The sequence below is a fragment of the Marinitenerispora sediminis genome (assembly GCF_003336425.1).
GTDB lineage: Bacteria > Actinomycetota > Actinomycetes > Streptosporangiales > Streptosporangiaceae > Marinitenerispora > Marinitenerispora sediminis.
Map to the genome: position 1 here is coordinate 19,745 of NZ_QEIO01000048.1, position 15,906 is coordinate 35,650.

Below are 15,906 nucleotides of genomic sequence, written 5' to 3' on the forward strand. Positions count from 1 at the left end.
CTCCGCGCCCTTCGCCATGCCCGCGAACAGTTCAGCGGACCCCCGTCAACGGTCTAGTCTGTGACCTGACCCGTGGCGCTCGCCGCCACCGCTTCCGCCGAGTGGATTCCGCCCCGCGGCATCCCCGCCCTCCCAGGTCCCCAGCGCCCCCTCGGGTGCTTCCACCGTGCGGCCTCGGCCCGCGCAATCCCTTCCCGGCCGGTACTCCACGCCGGCGGCCTCCGCCGTGCCCGGACGGAAGGGAAACCCGACCATGGGGACAGCTCCCCCGACCTCCGCCGCGCGCCGCGCCCTCTGGGCGTTCGCGCTCGCGGCCTTCTGCGTCCAGTTGGACGCGTTCGCGCTCACCCTCGCGCTGCCCAGCATCGCCCGCGACCTCGGCGTCGACGGGCACGCCGTGGCATGGGCCGTCAGCGGCTACCTGCTGACCTGCGGAGCGCTCATGATCGCCGGCGGCCGGCTCGCCGACCGGTACGGCCGGCGCCCGGTGTTCGCCGTCGGCCTCGCGGTCTTCGGCGCGGCGTCGCTCGTGTGCGGGCTCAGTACCGCCTTCCCCGCCCTGGTCGCTGGACGGGCCGCCCAGGGGGTGGGCGGCGCGCTGCTCATGCCGGCCGGGCTGGCACTGGTGAGCGAGCGGCATCCGGCCGCCGAACGGGCCCGCGCCACCGGCCGCGCGCTCGGGATCGCCGGCGCCGGTACGGTTCTGGGGCCGCTGGTCGGAGGGGTCGTCACCGAGGCGGCCGGCTGGCGGTGGGTGTTCCTTGGCAGCCTCGCGGTGGTCGCGGCGGCCCTGGCCCTCACCGCTGGGCTGGGAGACGGCGCTTCCCGACCGCGTCGGCGGACCGCAGGGGGACGCGGCCTTATCCTGCTCACGTGCGCCCTCGGGCTCGTCGCACTCTACGTCGAACGCGCCCCGGAGTGGGGGTGGGCGGCACCGCGGTCCGTGCTCGCGGCGGCCTGCGCGGCCGCGCTGATCGGCGGGTTCGCCGCGGCGGAACGGCGGTCGGGGCGGCCGGTGCTGGACCCGCGGCTGTGGCGCAGCCGCCGCTACCTGCTCGCCACCGCCCTCGGTGCGGTGGCCAACGCCGCGGCCGTCCACTGGCTCGTCACCGCTCCGATGCTGCTCCAGCACACCTGGGGGATGAGCGCCGGCGCCGCCGGGGTGGCACTGTCGGTACCGGTGCTCGCGTTCGCCTCGGGCGGACCGCTCGCGGGCCGCCTGGCGACCGGCCGCCCGGCTGTGCCCCCACTCGCATTCGCCACCGCGATCGGGGCGGCAGCGGTGCTCCCGCTCCCCCTGCTCCCGGGATGGGGGCTCCTGGCGGTCCTGCTGCCGGTCGGCGGGCTCGCGCTGGGGACCGCGAACGCGCTCGCCCTGATCGCCGCCCAGCGCGCCGCTCCCGATGACATCACCGGCGAGGCGCTGGGCGTCACGAAGACGGCGGTCACCGTGGCGGGCGGCCTGGGGGCGTGAGGGGCACCGGATCGGGACCGTGGGCGAAGCGCCCTTCACGCGGGCCGACGAGCCCTGCTTCCTCGCCGTGCCGGCGCGGCGGAACCGGGCGGAGCTGATCCGGGGCTCGTCTGCGGTGGTGAGGGAGGCGGGAGGCCGCCGCGGGCGCGGGAACCGCCTCCCCCTGCCCTCGGCCAGGGGGAGGCGGCCGTTCGCCGCCTCGGCACCGCGCGCCTCCCGCGCCGTTCCGGGCGGGATCGCCGGGTGACACAGCGGCTCGCCGCGTCGCGCTGGGTCCGCCGCGACGCCGTCGCGCCGTCTCCTCCCTGCGAGCCCCCCTGCGAACACCGGCTGGGGCAGACGCCGCACTCACGGAGGGAGCAGTCCCCGCACCCGTGCGGCCGCGCGCGTGAGGTGGTCGCGCTCCGGCACGCTGGTGGCGGCGCGCGAGGCCTCGGCGTACAGCTCGGCGGCGTGCTCCAGGTCGCCGGCGCGTTCGTGCAGGTATGCCGCCACAGCGGTGTAGCGGGGCACACCGGAGTCCACGTCAGCCAGCGCCGCCAGGCCGGCCCGCGGCCCGTCGGCCTCGCCGACCGCCACCGCGCGGTTGAGCCGCACCACCGGGCTGCCGGTGCGGAGCAGCAGTTCGTCGTACCACTCCACGATCTGCACCCAGTCCGTCTCGGAGGCGCTCCGGGCGTCCGCGTGCAGGGCGGCGATCGCTGCCTGCGCCTGGTACTCGCCCAGCCGGTCGCGCGCCAGCGCGGCCTGCAGGATCGCCACCCCCTCGGTGATCATGCCGGTGTCCCAGCGCGACCGGTCCTGCTCACCGAGCGGCACCAGGCGGCCGCCCGGGCCGGTGCGCGACGCGCGGCGCGCATGGTGCAGCAGCATGAGCGCGAGCAGCCCCGCGACCTCGGGCTCGTCGGTCAGGGCGGCGAGCTGGCGGGTGAGGCGGATCGCCTCGGCCGCGAGGTCGACGTCTCCACCGTATCCCTCGTTGAAGACGAGGTAGAGCACCCGCAGTACCGTTGCGAGATCGCCGGGCTGGTCGAGCGGCAGCCCCGCGATCCGCCGCTTGGCCCTGCTGATCCGCTGCGCCATGGTCGCCTCGGGGACGAGGTAGGCCGCCGCGATCTGCCGCGTGGTCAGGCCGCCGACCGCGCGCAGCGTCAGGGCGACGGCCGAGGCCGGCGGCAGGGTCGGGTGCGCACACAGGAAGTAGAGCCGCAGCGTGTCGTCCGTGGCGGGCGCCGGACCGGCGGGAGGCTCGGCCTCCACGGCGAGCTCCCGCCCCCGCCGCGACGTCTCGGCACGGGTGGCGTCGAGGAACTTGCGCCACGCGACCGCGACGAGCCATGCCTTCGGATCGCGCGGTGGATCGTCCGGCCAGGTGTCCAGCGCCCGGATCAGGGCCTCCTGCACGGCGTCCTCGGCCGACGGGAAGTCGGCTCCGCGTCGGACGAGGACACTGATCACGGCGGGCACGAGTTCCCGCAGCAGCGGCGGGTTCACTCAGTCACCGTGGGCGGCTCGGTGAGGAACGGCCGGACCTCGAGCCACTCGTGGATCGGCTCGCCGCGGGGTCCGGGGGCGGCGGACAGCTCCCCGGCCAGCTGGACGGCGCGGTCCCACGATTCCACGTCGATGACCATCCAACCGGCGATGAGGTCCTTGGTCTCGGCGAACGGGCCATCGGTCACCGGCGGGCGTCCCTCGCCGTCATAGCGCACGAACGCGCCCTCGGGTGCCAGCGCCTGCCCGTCGACGAACTCGCCCCTCTCCTTCAGGCGGGCCGCGAAATCGTGCATGAACTGGATATGCGCGTCGACCTCCTCGGGCGTCCACTGGTCCATCGGCGGGTAGTCGACGGCGGGGGTGGGGCCGCCTCGGTAGTGCTTCAGCAGCAGGTACTTCATCGTGGTTCTCCTTCTTCGTCGCTTCGTCGCGTGCCTGTGACGGCCGCTTCTACCCCTGGGACGGAGCCGGTGCCGTGTTCTCGACACCGGAGCGCGCCGAGTTCCAAAGAATTTGTTTCCGGCTGCCGTCCCCGCGGCACCTGGTCCGGTCAGCGGCCGCTGTCGGGGCGGATGCGGAGAGGGGACGGCAGCTGAGCAGGGCGACGACCGCCGTGGCCCCGCGCCGTCTCCGTCCCGACCAGCCGCGCCTGCTCCGCTGCTCCGCACGCCCGGTGCACCTGGTCCAGCCCCTGCCGGGCGGGCCGGTGCGGTCGGCCCGGAAGGACTGGCGGAGGTAGCCGACCAGCCGGTGGGACGCGGCCAGGGAGGCCTGCGGGGACTCCTGGACGACACCGCTGTTGGCCGGCAGGAGGAGGGGCATGTCGCTGACCTCGAAGTCCGCGCGTAGCTTCCCGGCGTCCTCGGCCCGGCGCCCCAGTTCGGCGAGCCGCCACTCCGCTCGCGCCCGTTCGCGGGCGTAGTCGGTGTTGTCGGGGAACTGGGCCGGGAACGCGGCCGGGAAACCACGGTCCGTGGCCTGCATCGCGCACACCTTCTCGACCACCGCGCAGAACCCGGGCCACGGGCCCGGGTCCTCCAGGGCCTCCTCCACGGCCGCGACGCAGCGGGCGAGCTCCTCGGCGAAGGCCGCGATCGCCAGCGAGTCGCGCTGGGAAACCGCCGGTAGAGCGGGGCGAGCCCGACGCCCGCCCGGTGGGGGATCGCGGTGATGGGCACGTCGATCCCGTGGGCCGCGAACGCTTCGCGGGCCGCCATGAGGATGCGCTCCCGGTTCTCCCGCGCGTCGGCGCGCAGCCCCTCCACCTCGGCGGCATCCTGGCCGGCGGGGCGTCCGGAGCGGGTCGAGCGGGCACGCTCCGCACCGTAGCGGACCCGGGCGCCCGGCCCCCGCCGCCGGTGCTGCTGAGACTTCGCACGACGCGGGGCGCGGCGGCGTCCGCCCGGCTGTCACCGATGCGGTGCCGACCGGGAGCCGTTCCCCGGCGGCCCCGGTCCGGTCGCCCCCGGCCTGCCTCCCCCGCGGGCCCGTCCTCGGCGGTCGCCCGAGCGGGCGGCCCGGAACGCCGCCGTTCACCGGCATCAGCGTCGGCACCGGGTCGCGTCGACGGCTCCACACCGGCCGGCACGAGCGGCGGCCGCGAAGCCGCACCTCCTACGCTCCATCCCATGCGCAGCGTCTTCATGTTCCCCGCAGGCGACCGAGCGGAGACCGTCGCCCTCCTCGACCGGCATCTGCCCCGGCAACGTGAGCCGTGGACTCTGGCCGGCGGTCTCTACATCGGGATCGACGACGTCTAGACCGGTTGCCTTTTCGCCGACTGGGACCCCGCCGACGTGGCGGTCCTCGAAGCGGCCCTCGGCTACCGTCCCACCTGGGCGGTGCAGATCGACGTCTCCTGGCGGATCGACGGCGCTGCGGAGGTCCGGCACCTGGTGGCGCTCCTCCTCGCAGCCGGAGGGGTGGCGCTCGACGACTGCTCCGCCCACCCCTGGACCCCGCAGGAGATCGCGTCCGGAGCGGTGAACGACGGCCTGCGCTTCTTCGACTCCCGTACCTACCGCGAACTCAGCGGGGAGTGCGGACACTCCTGATCCGGCCTCCTCCGGAGGGGCGGCCGGCCCCTGGCGCACGGTGCGGGCTCAGCCGCGACCTACCCCGCAGGGCCGGGTCGGCCTCGCCGGCCGGAGGCGAGCGCTGCCGCGCGGCGGGAGAGCGGCATGGCGCCGATGATCCCCGCCGCCGGGGCGCCCGCGTGGCGTCGGGCGTCAGTCGGTGGAGTCGCCGAGCGACTCCAGGAGGTCCCGGAGCGTGTCCGCGAGCTCGGCGCGCCGGCCCACGGAAGACGCGCTCGGCCGGCGGTCCGGCGGTGCCCGCGGATACGCGACCGCCCGGCCGGGGCGGATCGGGTCGCCGCGTCCGCGCCGATGTGTACGATCGTACGCATGGAGGACTACTTCGCGGGCGACCCCCGTACGAACCGGGAGCGGATGCTCGCCGGCGACCTCTACATCGCCGACGACCCCGAGAGCATCCGGCGCGCACGCCGCGCGGCGCGCCTGGCCGACGCCTACCACCGGGCCGCGCTCGCCGACGAGGACGCCGCCCGGCCGATCCTCGCCGAGCTGCTCGGGAGCCTGGGCGAGGAGGCGTTCGTCAAGCCGCCGCTGTACGTCGACTACGGCGAGCACATCACCGTCGGCGCCCGCACCTTCGTCAACTACAACCTCACCGCGCTGGACGTCGCGCCGATCACCATCGGCGAGGACTGCCAGATCGGTCCGAACGTGCAGCTGCTGACCCCGACGCACCCGCTCGACGCGGAGCTGCGGCGCGCGAAGCTGGAGGCCGCCGAGCCGATCACGATCGGCGACAACGTCTGGATCGGCGGCGGCGCCATCATCCTGCCGGGTGTGACCATCGGCGAGAACGCCGTGATCGGCGCGGGCGCCGTCGTCACCAGGGACATCGAGGCGAACGTCCTCGCGGTCGGCAGCCCGGCGCGCGCGATCCGCCGGCTCTGATGGCCCGCCGGCACGACCCGGAGCGCCGGGACCGCATCATCGACGCCGCGATCTCCTGCATCGCCGAGGACGGGGTCGCCGGCACCTCCCACCGCAGAGTGGCCGCCCGGGCTGACGTCCCGCTCGGCTCCATGACCTACCACTTCGCGAGCATGGACGACCTGCTCGTCGAGGCGTTCACCCGGTTCGCCACCAGCATCGCCGACACGTTCGAGCAGCGCCTGGCCGCGTCCCCGGACCAGGACGCGGCGGCCGAGGCCGTCGTCGCGCTGATCCACGGCGACCTGCAGCGTTCCCAACGCGAGCACGTCCTCACCTACGAGCTGTACACCCTCGCCGCCCGGAGGCCGGCCTTCCGCTCGATCACGCAGACGTGGATGCGGGCGAGCCGCCGGGCCCTGGAACGGCACTTCGCTCCCGAGACCGTCCGGGCGCTCGACGCCTACATCGAAGGGGCGGCGCTGCACATCGCACTCGATCCGGACCCGCAGCCGCCGGCCGCGACACGGGCCGCGGTCGACCGCCTCACCCGCGCCCCGGCGCGCGGTGCCGTTGCTAGCGTTCGGCCATGAACCTGACCGACCTCCGCACAGGCTTCCGCGACGACGACCAGCGGCAGCGGGCCCGCAGCGTGGTCCACGACCGCCTCGCCGACGACCGGGAGCAGCAGGAGTGCCGCTACCTGATGCGGTTCTGGTGGCAGCTGGGTATGCCGTACGAGGAGGTGACCGTCGAGCAGCTGAGGACGCACGTGGGACGGCCGAAGCTCGACGCCGTCGAAGCGCTGATCAGCGCGATCAGGACGTCCCCCGAGATGGTCGACGCCTGGATCTCGGCCGCGGAAGAAGCGTTCCCCGTCAGCCGGGACCGCGGCTGCGCGCTCCACTCGGAGGGAACCCACGGCTAGACGGCCGAAGGGGCGTGCCGGACCGCGTGCCCGCCCATGGCGGAGATCGGGGGAAGTCGAGAAGGCCCTCGAAGGACTCGGGCGCGCTGAAACCGTCCAGCGACATCGACACGCTGAGCGCGACCAGGCGGATGCGCGCCGGCGCGCCGCGGGCGGACCCCTCCGCCCACAGCGCAATTCCTCCCAAGATCCCCCACCCACTGCCACACTCGTGGCGTGCAGACCACCGATTACATCTCCACACTGGCCTACGAAGGCCGGCTGTTCGCCGACGTGGCGGCGCAGACCGACCCCGCGGCGCCCGTGCCCGGGTGTCCGGGCTGGCAGGTGCGCGACCTCATCACGCACCTCGGATCCGTCCACCGATGGGCGACCGGATTCGTGGCGGAGGGGCGGCAGGAGCCGACCGGCCTCCCCGACGCGCCGGAGCTGGCCGACGACGAACTCGTCCCGTGGTTCCGCGAGGGGCACCAGCGGCTCGTGGCGGCCCTCTCCGCCGCGCCGGCCGACCTCTCCTGCTGGTCCTTCCTCCCCGCGCCGTCCCCGCTCGCCTTCTGGGCGCGCCGGCAGGCCCTGGAGACGGCTGTGCACCGCGTGGACGCCGAATCCGCGCTCGGCGGCGACCTGTCTCCGCTGGAGCCGGCCTTCGCGGCCGAGGGCATCGACGAACTACTCACCGGCTTCCACGCCCGCGGAACCTCCCCGGTGCACACCGACTCCCCGAAGACCCTGTGGATCCGCGCCACCGACGTAGCGGACGCGGCCTGGACCGCGCACATCTCCGACGGCCCGCTGCGCGCGGAACGCTCCGCGCGGCAGCCGGACGCGGTGGACTGCGGCTACGAGGGCACGGCGGCCGACCTCTACCTCGTGCTGTGGAACCGCCTCCCGCTGGAGGCGGTGCGGATCACCGGCGACGCCGGGGTCGCCCGGCTGTGGCGGGATCTCACCAGCACCTGACCGGCCGCCGGCGCGGGCGGCACGCCCGAGCGGCCTGCCGCCACATGGCGGAGTGCCGCACACCGCCGCGGTGTGCGGCACCGGCCGGTCCGCCTCCACCGGGCCGGGCGCGGAACCGATGGGCGAGCGGCGGCTCGTCCAGATCGTCAAGGACCAGTACGACCAGCTGCACGCCGACTCCGAGCACAGCGGGCGGGTCCTGGCGCTGGCCCTGCACCCGTTCGTGATCGGGCAGCCGTTCCGGCACAGGTACCTGGACGAGGCGCTGGAGTACCTCGCGACGCGGCCCGACGTCTGGCTGACCACCAGCGACGAGATCGCGGACCACTACCGGCGCTCCCCCGCGGCGCGCGGATAGTCCCGCCCGGGGCGGCTGCGGCGCCCTCGCCGGGCCGCAGCCGCCCCGGCCACCCGCGGTACGGGCGCTCGGCTGACCGTTCTCCGGTAGCGTGAGGCGTATGCGTTGACGCCTGCCCGGAATCCGGGCACCTCCGCCTCCTCCTTCGTGTCATGCGCTACTGGCCTGGAATCCCACGAAGGAGAAGCCTCGAATGAACACGTCGATCACCATCGACGTCCCCGCCGCGCTCGTCGCCTCGCACGGCAAGCCCGGCAACGCGTCCGGCCGCGCGTGGCTCGCCGCGCTGCCCGCGCTGGTCGCGGACACCCTGGAGCGCTGGGAGCTGCGGGTCGACGGCCCCGCCGGCAACGGCATGGCCGGTCTCGTGCTGCCGGTCACGCGCGCGGACGGCACCCCCGCCGCGCTCAAGCTGCAGCCGAAGAGCGAGGAGAGCGCCGGGACCCCGCTCGGGCTGCGGACGTGGAACGGCGACGGAGCGGTGCGCCTGCTCGACCACGACCCGGGCAGCGGCGCCATGCTGCTGGAACGGCTCGACGCCTCCCGGCCGCTCTCGTCGGTGGCCGACGACCGTGCCGCCACGCGGATCCTCGCCGAGGTGCTGGCGCGCCTGGTCGCGATTCCCGCGCCCGAGGGCCTGCGCCGCCTCTCCGACATCGCGGCGGCGATGCTGGAGCAGGTACCGCAGGCCGTGCCGATGCTGCGCGATCCGGCAGAACGGCGGCTGGTACGCAGCTGCGCGTCCGCCGTGGCCGACCTGCTCGGCGAACCTGGTGACCGGCTGCTGCACTGGGACCTGCACTACGACAACATCCTCGCTGGCGAGCGGGAACCGTGGCTGGCCATCGACCCCGAACCGCTGGCCGGCGACCCGGGGTTCGACCTGCTTCCGGCGCTGGACAACCGCTGGGACGAGGTGGTGGCGGGCGGTGACGTGCCCGGGGCCGTGCTCCAGCGTTTCGACCTGCTCACCGAGGCACTCGGCCTCGACCGGCGCCGGGCGACCGGTTGGACGCTCGGCCGGGTGCTGCAGAACGCGCTGTGGGACGTGGAGGACGGCAAGACGGCGCTGGAGCCGGCCCAGGTCGCCATCGCCACGACACTGATGAGCCGGCGTTCCTGATCCGACGCGCGCAGCGGCGCGCGGACGTGCCGCCGCTGGGCGGGACTCCCCGGCCCAGCGGCGGTCCGGCTCCGGCCGCGGCCGGAGGCGGCGCCCCGGGTCCCCGGGGCGGCCAGCGCGGCCGGGCGCCGCGGCCGGTCCGCACCCGGCTCATGGGCTCGGGGGCGTGGCCGGCGCGTCGGCCGCGGCGTTGGCGTAGCGGCGGGCCAGCCGTGCGAAGGCGTCCTTGAGCTCGGCCGGCCCGACCACCTCGATGTCGGCGTCGAACCCGCCGATGCTGGCCGCCAGGCCCGGCCATGACCACGACCCCAGGACGAGCCGGCAGCGGTCCGGGCCGAGCTCCTCGACGACTCCGTCGCGGGCGTAGCGGGACACGGTGGTGGCGGGGAGGTCGAGGATGACCTCACCGCGGCAGAGCCAGCCGCCCGAGGCTCCCGAGCCCCGGAACCGGGCGGCGACGAAGGCCGCCACGTCGCCCCCGGGCAGCTCGCGCGGGGTGAAGCGCGGGCCGGTGGGGGTGCGCGGTGTGATCCGGTCGGCGCGGAAGGTGCGCCAGTCCTCGCGGTCGAGGTCCCAGGCGACGAGGTACCAGCGCCCGCCCCAGGTCACGAGGTGGTGGGGCTGCACCCGGCGCGGAGGAGGGGCGTCCGGGCCCCCGCCGGCGGCGTGCGCCGGGGACGCGGGCGGGTAGTCGAAGCGCAGCACCTCGCGGGCGTGCACGGCGGCGCTGAGCGCCACGAGCACGCCGCCGCCGACCTGCGGGCCCGGTCGGGCCTCGGGCGGCTCCACGGCGGTGACCTGGAGGGTGTCGACGCGGCGGCGCAGCCGGGCCGGCATCACCTGCCGGACGGTGTTCAGGGCGCGCGCCGCGGCCTCCTCGATGCCGACGCCGCTGGTGGCGGCGGTCTGGAGCGCGACGGCGAGGGCGACGGCCTGCTCGTCGTCGAACAGCAGCGGCGGCAGCTCCGTGCCGGCGTCGAGCCGGTACCCGCCGTCGGGCCCCTTGAAGGCCACGATGGGATAGCCGAGCTCGCGGAGGCGGTCGACGTCGCGGCGCACGGTGCGGGCACTGACCTCCAGCCGCTCGGCCAGGAGCGCCCCCGGCCAGTCGCGGCGGGCCTGGAGCAACGAGAGCAGCGACAGCAGCCGCGCTGAGGTCTTCGGCATGACTCCATGGTGCCGTGCAGAAGAGGCCACACCCTGACCGCTTCCCCTGCGACTGTGGTCGCGTGCCAGACAACACCAGCGATTCGAAGGGCCCCGCCACCGTGACCGCCCCCACCACGTCTGCCTCCACCCCCGACGCCGAGCGGAGCGAGCTGCTCGCCGCGCTCGCGAAGGCGCGCTCCGCCCTGACCAGCACCGTCCGAGGGCTCGACGACGAGCAGCTCGGCGAGCGCCCGACGGTCAGCGCGCTGTGCCTGGGCGGGCTGGTCAAGCACGTCGCGTCCATCGAGGAGGAGTGGATGCGCTTCGTGGTCGAGGGCCCCTCGGCGATGCGCTACGACCTGCCCGACGGCGTCACCTGGGCCGAGTTCGCGGCCGGGACCGCTCGCGAGTTCCCGCAGTGGGCGATCGACCACCAGAACGAGTTCCGGATGCTGCCCGGCGACACGCTGGCCGGGATCCTCGAACGCTACGAGCGGGTCGCCGCACGCAGTGCGGAGGTCATCGCCGCCGTCCCCGACCTGTCGGTGGCGCACCCGCTGCCGGAGGCGCCCTGGAACGAGCCGGGAGCGGTGCGCAGCGTGCGCGGGGTGCTGATGCACCTCATCACCGAAACCGCCCAGCACGCCGGACACGCCGACATCCTGCGCGAGACGATCGACGGCCAGAAGTCCAGCTGAGCGCCGCCGGGGCCCACCTCGGCTGGCCAGCCGGTGGCGGGCATGTCCGCGCGGGCCTCGTGCGGTGGCTGCCCCGTGAAGGGGGCGGGCGGCCGAGCGCCGCGCCGATGCGCCGCACCTGCTCGACCGGCATGAGCGGTTCACGACCGGTGCGGACGTGGACGGCTCCGGCGTGGCCGTCGTCGCGGAGGGCGCGCACCGCGACCGACGCGATACCGGCCTCGGGGGACCAGCGCCCGCGACGCCGGCGACTACCGCGCGGCAGCGGAGAGCCCGGCGCGAGCGACGGCCGCCGGCCACCCCGTCCGGGCCACGACGCCTGCACGCAAGCGAGAGGAAGAGTGTCACCGTGAAGACGTACGAACCACGGCAGACCGGTATCCGGGTCCGCCCGCACCACCCGGACAGGCCGGTGTCCGGACGGGCCGCCGCCACCCCTCGGCCCCGCTGCCGGCGGCCGGCCGGCGAGCGCGCCGCGGCATGACCGCCATGGCCGTTCTCGACACCCGGGCGCTCAACCGTGCGACGCTCGCCCGGCAGCTGCTGCTCGACCGCGCCGACGTCGGCGTCCAGGACGCCGTCGCGCACCTGTGCGGCCTGCAGGCCCAGGAGCCGCAGGAGCCGTTCGTGGGGCTCTGGTCCCGGCTGCGCGCGTTCGACCCGATGGAACTCTCCGACCTGCTGGTGCGGCGCGGTGTGGTGCGGACGCACCTCATGCGCCGCACCGTCCACCTCCTCACCGCCGACGACGTCCTGGCCTGGCGGGCCCGGCACGGCGCCATGCTGCGCCAGCGGGTCCTCGGCGTCTACCGCGACGAGCTCGCGGGGGTGGACCTCGACGAGCTCGCCGCGGCCGGCCGGGCGGTGATGGCCGACGGCCGGCCCCGCTCGATGGCCGAACTCGCGCGGGCGGTGGCCGATCGCTGGCCGGAGCCCGGACCGCGGGCGCTCGGCGAGATGCTGGTCGCCGCCCTCCTCCCGATGGTGCAGCTGCCCCCGCGCGGCCTGTGGCGCACGAAGGCGGGGGTGCGCAACGTCCTGCTCGCCTCCTGGGTGGGGCGCGAGATCGACCCGCCGGCGCCCGACGGCTCCGACCCGGTCGGTGCGGCACTGGTGCGGCGCTATCTGGCCGCGTTCGGCCCCGCCGCGACGGCCGACCTGCGCGCCTGGTGCGGCCTCGCCGGACTGCCGGCCGCGGTCGCCGCCATCCGCGGCGAGCTGGTCGCCTTCCGCGACGAGCGGGGCCGGGAGCTGCTGGACCTCCCCGACGCGCCGCGCCCCGACCCCGGCACGCCCGCCCCGGTGCGGTTCCTGCCGGCGTTCGACAACGCGGTACTCGGCTACCACGACCGCAGCCGGATCATCGACGACGCCCACCGCGGCCTGTCGGTCGCCGGCGCGCGCGTCGTACTGGTCGACGGCCGGGTCGCCGCTACCTGGAGCGTCGAGGCGGGCACCGTGGCCGTCACTCCGCTGCACCGCTTCTCACGGGCCGACCGCGCCGCCGTGGCCGAGCAGGGGCGGGAGCTCGCGGCATTCCTGTCCGACGGCGAGAGCCGCCGCGTCGAGGTCGCCGCGTCCCCCAGCTGAGCCGCTGCCCGGAAGGCGGGACCGCCCGCCGCCGGTGGGGCCGCGGCCTCGGGGCGCGGCGGCCCGGCTCAGGCGGGACCGTCGGCGGCGTTGTCGTCGGCGAGTGCGCGGACCCGGCGCAGCAGCGCCTCCCGCACACTGCGCGGCGCAAGTACCCGCAGCCGGGTGCCCAAGCCGAGGAGGTAGGCGGCGAGCCCGTCCGCGTCAGGGCCTCCGATCTCGACCACGGTGGCGTCGGCGCCATCGGGCCGGTGGGCGCCGACCGATGGCGGGATCAGCCGCCGCGCCTCGCTCTCGGGCAGCGGCAGCCGGACGACGGCGTAGACCGGGTAGCGGGCGCCGGATCTGGCGTGCGAGACCAGCAGCCCCGGATCAGGCGGATCGGTGAAGTCCACCGGCCGCCCGACCGGATCGACGCTGCGCACCCGGTCGCCGCGAAAGGTCCGCCACTCCCCCTTGTCCACGTCCCGGGCGACGAAGTACCAGCGCCGCCCGGTGTGCACGAGGCGGTAGGGATCGACGCCGCGTTCGCTCGTCCGCCCCCTCCGGTCCTGGTAGACCAGGCGGGCACGCTCGCCGCGGCGGCACGCCAGCGCCAGCGCCAGGAGCACGTCCGCGGCGATCTGCGGCTCGGGAGGGCCGGGGAGGTGGACCATGGCCGAGTCCATCTCCCCCAGGCGGTCCGAGACCGACGGCGGAAGGACCTGCCGCAGCTTCAGCAGGGCCGACACCGCCGCCTGCCCGTCACCGAGGACCCCGCGCAGTGTCGAGTCCCGCAGCGCGACCGCCACCGCCAGCGCTTCCTCGTCGTCGAGGACCAGCGGTGGCATCCGGTCGGCGGCACCGAGGTGGTAACCGCCCCACGGTCCCGGATCGGACTCGACCCCGTACCCCAGCTCCCGCAGCCGGGCGACGTCGCGGCGGACCGTGCGCTCGGAGACGCCCAGGCGCGCGGCCAACTCGCCCGAGGTCCACTGCGGCCGCGAGGCGAGCAGCGCGCAGAGCCGCAGCAGGCGGATCGTCGTACCGGTCACACCAGGAGTGTCCCCGACGACCAGGACAGCACCTGTCCGGGTCGGCCCGTAGCGTCCCGGACATGAGCAACGACGTCGTATCCGCGCCTGTCTTCCGCTATGTGGCCGTCACGTTCGACTGCCCGGATCCGGCCGAGCTGGCCCGGTTCTACGGTGAGGCCCTCGGCCTCCCGGTGGTGTTCTCCAGCGACCACTTCGTGTTCCTGGGGCGCGAGGGCGAGCCCGGCCTGGGGTTCAACAGGCTTGAGGACTACCGGCGCCCGACCTGGCCGGACGCGGCCCGGGAGAAGCGGGCCCACCTCGAATTCGGGGTCGACGACCTGGATTCGGCCGAGGCCCGCCTGGCCGCCCTCGGGGCCGTCAAGCCCGCACACCAGCCCGCCCCCGACCGATGGAGGGTGCTCCTGGACCCGGCCGGCCACCCGTTCTGCGTCTCCCTCCTGGTCTAGGCCGAACGTCTGGGCCCAACGCTGCCGAAGCTCCGCAGTCCGGGAGCACCCCGGCAGCGCGGAACGCCCGCCCCCGCCGCCCGTCCTTGCCGGACGAGCGGCGGGGGCGGGCGTTCCGCGCTCCCCTGGGCGCCGGCGGCGTTCACCCGGCGGTCGCGCTGTCCAGGAGCGCGTCCACGATCCGGTCGGCGTAGGCGGCGTCGATCGGTTCGGCGGTGACGAGCACACGCAGGAACAGCGGTGCGATGAGCCGCTCGATGAGGAACGCGACGTCGGTGTCCGGAGGAAGCTCGCCGCGCTCGACTCCGCGTCCGACGACGGCGCCGGCCAGGGCGAACCGCTCACTCCAGAATGTCCGGGCCGCCCCGGCGATCTCCGGGACCCGGCCGGCGTCGGAGACCAGCGTGCGCAGCAGCCCCTGGCCGTCGGGTGAGGAGATGTTCGCGGCGATCGCGTGCGTGAGCCGGCGCAGGTCCTCGCGCAGCGACCCGGTGTCGGGCATCGGCACCGCGCTGCCGGTGTGCGCGAGCAGCGCCTCCGCGAGGAGCTCCTCCTTGTTGGCCCACCGCCGGTACAGCGTCGCCTTGTGCACCCCCGCGCGGGCGGCGACTCGTTCGAAGCTCAGCTTCGCGTAGCCCGACTCGACGATTTCGTCGAGCACCGCGTCGAGAACCGCCTCGTTGACCCGTGCACTGCGGCCGCCGGGGCGCATACGCCGCCGCGGGTCGCCGCGGCGGGACGGTACTGCCATGGCCACCTCCTCTATGGCGACAACATGTTGCCATAAGAGCGGTGGCCGTGGGAAGGTTCTTGTGGCGACATCAGGTCGCCACAAGAAGGGGAGTCCCATGTCGGCGATGGCCAATCCAACGTCCTCCGGCCGCGCGACGCACGCGCGCCGCGACCTCATCGGCCGGGCCCTGGTGGGCGTCGCGGCACTCGCCGCCGCGGCCGCGGCCCTGGACGCCCTGTGGTCGCTGGGCGGCGCGGCCGACGCGATCAAGGTCGTCAGCGCGTGGCGGGCCTACGGCCTGCTCGTGTTCAGTGCGCTGTTCACGCTGCTGGCGGCGCGTCCGAGGGCCTACCGCGGCGTGTGGGAGGTCGTCATCTTCCACAAGCTCGCGATGACCCTGACCGCCGTGGTGTACCAGGTGCGGGGCGGCGTGGCCGACGCGGACACCATCATCGTCGCGGACGGGATCCTCACGGTCGCCCTGGTGTCCGCCTACGTCCTGTGCCGGGGCTGGAGTCAGCGGCCCGCGCCGCCCGCACGCGGCTGAGCACCCCCGGCCACGCCCTTCGCCCGCGAACCGCCCGCACGGCACATCGGGCCGGACGCCTCGCGTCCCTCGCGGTGCGCCCGCACCCTGTGGGCCTCGCACGACGTCCGCGTCCGGCACGAGGGGACCAAGCGGCTCCAGCACCCGGAGGTTGGCCAGCTCGAACTGACCTACCGGTCCCTCGATCTGCCGGCCTCCCAGCACGCCGTGCACGACCTCTCGCTCTACACCGCCGAACCGGGAACTCCGCACGAGGAACGGCTCAAGCTCCTCGCGAGCTGGTCCGCTCGCCACCCGGCCAAGCACCCATGGGGGCTCCGCTCCTCCCACCCCCCGTCGCGCTGACCGGGGCGAGGTCTAGGACCCGGCGCCCACCGCGCCGCCCTCGGCGCTGCGGCAGCCC

At 75.3% G+C, this 15,906-nt stretch carries 20 protein-coding genes; 14 read left to right on the plus strand and 6 right to left on the minus strand.

Annotated features, from left to right (window positions below; all coding sequences use genetic code 11):
- The first annotated feature begins 253 nt into the window (after positions 1-253).
- A complete protein-coding gene (locus DEF28_RS11580) occupies positions 254-1,474 on the plus strand; it encodes an MFS transporter (RefSeq protein WP_114399731.1) in 1,221 nt (406 codons plus the stop codon).
- A gap of 348 nt (positions 1,475-1,822) precedes the next feature.
- Here DEF28_RS11580 and DEF28_RS11590 read toward each other — a convergent pair whose 3' ends face one another.
- Genes DEF28_RS11590 through DEF28_RS11600 form a run of 3 tightly spaced genes read right to left on the minus strand, consistent with a single transcriptional unit; the run spans position 1,823 to position 4,024 of the window.
- Complete coding sequence (locus DEF28_RS11590; protein ID WP_114446138.1) at positions 1,823-2,968, minus strand: RNA polymerase sigma factor; 1,146 nt, start codon at positions 2,966-2,968, stop codon at positions 1,823-1,825.
- Positions 2,965-3,372 carry a YciI family protein gene (locus DEF28_RS11595; protein ID WP_114399733.1) on the minus strand — a complete coding sequence of 136 codons (408 nt, stop codon included), beginning with the start codon at positions 3,370-3,372 and terminating at the stop codon, positions 2,965-2,967. Before DEF28_RS11595 ends, DEF28_RS11590 begins: the two co-directional genes overlap by 4 nt.
- 49 nt (positions 3,373-3,421) lie before the next feature.
- The gene (locus DEF28_RS11600) at positions 3,422-4,024 is read right to left on the minus strand and encodes a hypothetical protein (protein WP_114399734.1); all 603 of its coding nucleotides are present in this window, start codon (positions 4,022-4,024) and stop codon (positions 3,422-3,424) included.
- Positions 4,025-4,599: 575 nt separating this feature from the next.
- Here DEF28_RS11600 and DEF28_RS28805 point away from each other — a divergent pair.
- The 8 genes from DEF28_RS28805 to DEF28_RS11635 all read left to right on the plus strand — a co-directional run bounded on the left by DEF28_RS28805 (position 4,600) and on the right by DEF28_RS11635 (position 9,303).
- Positions 4,600-4,731, plus strand: a complete 132-nt coding sequence (locus tag DEF28_RS28805; RefSeq protein ID WP_258861863.1) for a hypothetical protein — start codon at positions 4,600-4,602, stop codon at positions 4,729-4,731.
- 36 nt (positions 4,732-4,767) lie between these two features.
- Complete coding sequence (locus DEF28_RS11605) at positions 4,768-5,025, plus strand: hypothetical protein (protein ID WP_114399735.1); 258 nt, start codon at positions 4,768-4,770, stop codon at positions 5,023-5,025.
- A gap of 351 nt (positions 5,026-5,376) precedes the next feature.
- Entirely contained in the window at positions 5,377-5,955 is a 579-nt protein-coding gene (locus DEF28_RS11610) for a sugar O-acetyltransferase (RefSeq protein WP_114399736.1), read from the plus strand.
- Positions 5,955-6,527 (plus strand): TetR/AcrR family transcriptional regulator, encoded by a 573-nt coding sequence (locus tag DEF28_RS11615; RefSeq protein ID WP_220269988.1) that lies wholly within the window; start codon positions 5,955-5,957, stop codon positions 6,525-6,527. The genes DEF28_RS11610 and DEF28_RS11615 overlap by 1 nt, the downstream gene beginning before the upstream one ends.
- Positions 6,524-6,862: a hypothetical protein gene (locus tag DEF28_RS11620; protein WP_114399737.1), complete on the plus strand. Its 339-nt coding sequence runs from the start codon at positions 6,524-6,526 to the stop codon at positions 6,860-6,862. Before DEF28_RS11615 ends, DEF28_RS11620 begins: the two co-directional genes overlap by 4 nt.
- Before the next feature lie 216 nt (positions 6,863-7,078).
- A complete protein-coding gene (locus tag DEF28_RS11625) occupies positions 7,079-7,822 on the plus strand; it encodes a maleylpyruvate isomerase family mycothiol-dependent enzyme (protein WP_114399738.1) in 744 nt (247 codons plus the stop codon).
- A gap of 52 nt (positions 7,823-7,874) precedes the next feature.
- Complete coding sequence (locus tag DEF28_RS11630) at positions 7,875-8,180, plus strand: polysaccharide deacetylase family protein (protein ID WP_199493223.1); 306 nt, start codon at positions 7,875-7,877, stop codon at positions 8,178-8,180.
- Between the two features lie 193 nt (positions 8,181-8,373).
- Positions 8,374-9,303, plus strand: a complete 930-nt coding sequence (locus DEF28_RS11635) for an aminoglycoside phosphotransferase family protein (RefSeq protein WP_181874397.1) — start codon at positions 8,374-8,376, stop codon at positions 9,301-9,303.
- 150 nt (positions 9,304-9,453) lie between these two features.
- On the opposite strand, the gene DEF28_RS11640 is transcribed toward DEF28_RS11635, so the two are convergent.
- The gene (locus tag DEF28_RS11640) at positions 9,454-10,470 is read right to left on the minus strand and encodes a helix-turn-helix transcriptional regulator (protein ID WP_114399739.1); all 1,017 of its coding nucleotides are present in this window, start codon (positions 10,468-10,470) and stop codon (positions 9,454-9,456) included.
- Between the two features lie 62 nt (positions 10,471-10,532).
- Here DEF28_RS11640 and DEF28_RS11645 point away from each other — a divergent pair, with 62 nt between their 5' ends.
- Entirely contained in the window at positions 10,533-11,150 is a 618-nt protein-coding gene (locus tag DEF28_RS11645; RefSeq protein WP_233515245.1) for a DinB family protein, read from the plus strand.
- A gap of 489 nt (positions 11,151-11,639) precedes the next feature.
- Positions 11,640-12,740, plus strand: coding sequence for a winged helix DNA-binding domain-containing protein (locus DEF28_RS11650; protein WP_114399747.1), 1,101 nt, complete (start codon positions 11,640-11,642; stop codon positions 12,738-12,740).
- Between the two features lie 68 nt (positions 12,741-12,808).
- Here the strand turns inward: DEF28_RS11650 and DEF28_RS11655 are convergent, their stop codons facing one another.
- Positions 12,809-13,774 (minus strand): helix-turn-helix transcriptional regulator, encoded by a 966-nt coding sequence (locus DEF28_RS11655; RefSeq protein WP_114399741.1) that lies wholly within the window; start codon positions 13,772-13,774, stop codon positions 12,809-12,811.
- A gap of 62 nt (positions 13,775-13,836) precedes the next feature.
- Between DEF28_RS11655 and DEF28_RS11660 the strand changes: the two genes are divergently transcribed.
- A complete protein-coding gene (locus DEF28_RS11660) occupies positions 13,837-14,223 on the plus strand; it encodes a VOC family protein (RefSeq protein WP_114399742.1) in 387 nt (128 codons plus the stop codon).
- A 142-nt stretch (positions 14,224-14,365) separates the two neighbouring features.
- Here DEF28_RS11660 and DEF28_RS11665 read toward each other — a convergent pair whose 3' ends face one another.
- On the minus strand, positions 14,366-14,974 hold the full coding sequence (locus tag DEF28_RS11665; protein WP_158562796.1) for a TetR/AcrR family transcriptional regulator: 609 nt from the start codon (positions 14,972-14,974) through the stop codon (positions 14,366-14,368).
- A gap of 106 nt (positions 14,975-15,080) precedes the next feature.
- Between DEF28_RS11665 and DEF28_RS11670 the strand changes: the two genes are divergently transcribed.
- Both DEF28_RS11670 and DEF28_RS11675 read left to right on the plus strand, forming a co-directional pair.
- Entirely contained in the window at positions 15,081-15,503 is a 423-nt protein-coding gene (locus DEF28_RS11670) for a hypothetical protein (protein WP_147280214.1), read from the plus strand.
- Between the two features lie 45 nt (positions 15,504-15,548).
- A complete protein-coding gene (locus DEF28_RS11675) occupies positions 15,549-15,848 on the plus strand; it encodes an MmyB family transcriptional regulator (RefSeq protein WP_258862751.1) in 300 nt (99 codons plus the stop codon).
- Positions 15,849-15,906: the final 58 nt, after the last annotated feature.

What these genes read in the sequence shown, in the direction of transcription:
- DEF28_RS11660 (WP_114399742.1), top strand. Translation starts at nt 13,837, where the DNA reads ATGAGCAACGACGTCGTATCCGCGCCTGTCTTCCGCTATGTGGCCGTC.
- DEF28_RS28805 (WP_258861863.1), top strand. Translation starts at nt 4,600, where the DNA reads ATGCGCAGCGTCTTCATGTTCCCCGCAGGCGACCGAGCGGAGACCGTC.
- DEF28_RS11620 (WP_114399737.1), top strand. Translation starts at nt 6,524, where the DNA reads ATGAACCTGACCGACCTCCGCACAGGCTTCCGCGACGACGACCAGCGG.
- DEF28_RS11580 (WP_114399731.1), top strand. Translation starts at nt 254, where the DNA reads ATGGGGACAGCTCCCCCGACCTCCGCCGCGCGCCGCGCCCTCTGGGCG.
- DEF28_RS11650 (WP_114399747.1), top strand. Translation starts at nt 11,640, where the DNA reads ATGGCCGTTCTCGACACCCGGGCGCTCAACCGTGCGACGCTCGCCCGG.
- DEF28_RS11595 (WP_114399733.1), bottom strand. Translation starts at nt 3,372, where the DNA reads ATGAAGTACCTGCTGCTGAAGCACTACCGAGGCGGCCCCACCCCCGCC.
- DEF28_RS11670 (WP_147280214.1), top strand. Translation starts at nt 15,081, where the DNA reads ATGGCCAATCCAACGTCCTCCGGCCGCGCGACGCACGCGCGCCGCGAC.
- DEF28_RS11635 (WP_181874397.1), top strand. Translation starts at nt 8,374, where the DNA reads ATGAACACGTCGATCACCATCGACGTCCCCGCCGCGCTCGTCGCCTCG.
- DEF28_RS11665 (WP_158562796.1), bottom strand. Translation starts at nt 14,974, where the DNA reads ATGGCAGTACCGTCCCGCCGCGGCGACCCGCGGCGGCGTATGCGCCCC.
- DEF28_RS11640 (WP_114399739.1), bottom strand. Translation starts at nt 10,470, where the DNA reads ATGCCGAAGACCTCAGCGCGGCTGCTGTCGCTGCTCTCGTTGCTCCAG.
- DEF28_RS11615 (WP_220269988.1), top strand. Translation starts at nt 5,955, where the DNA reads ATGGCCCGCCGGCACGACCCGGAGCGCCGGGACCGCATCATCGACGCC.
- DEF28_RS11610 (WP_114399736.1), top strand. Translation starts at nt 5,377, where the DNA reads ATGGAGGACTACTTCGCGGGCGACCCCCGTACGAACCGGGAGCGGATG.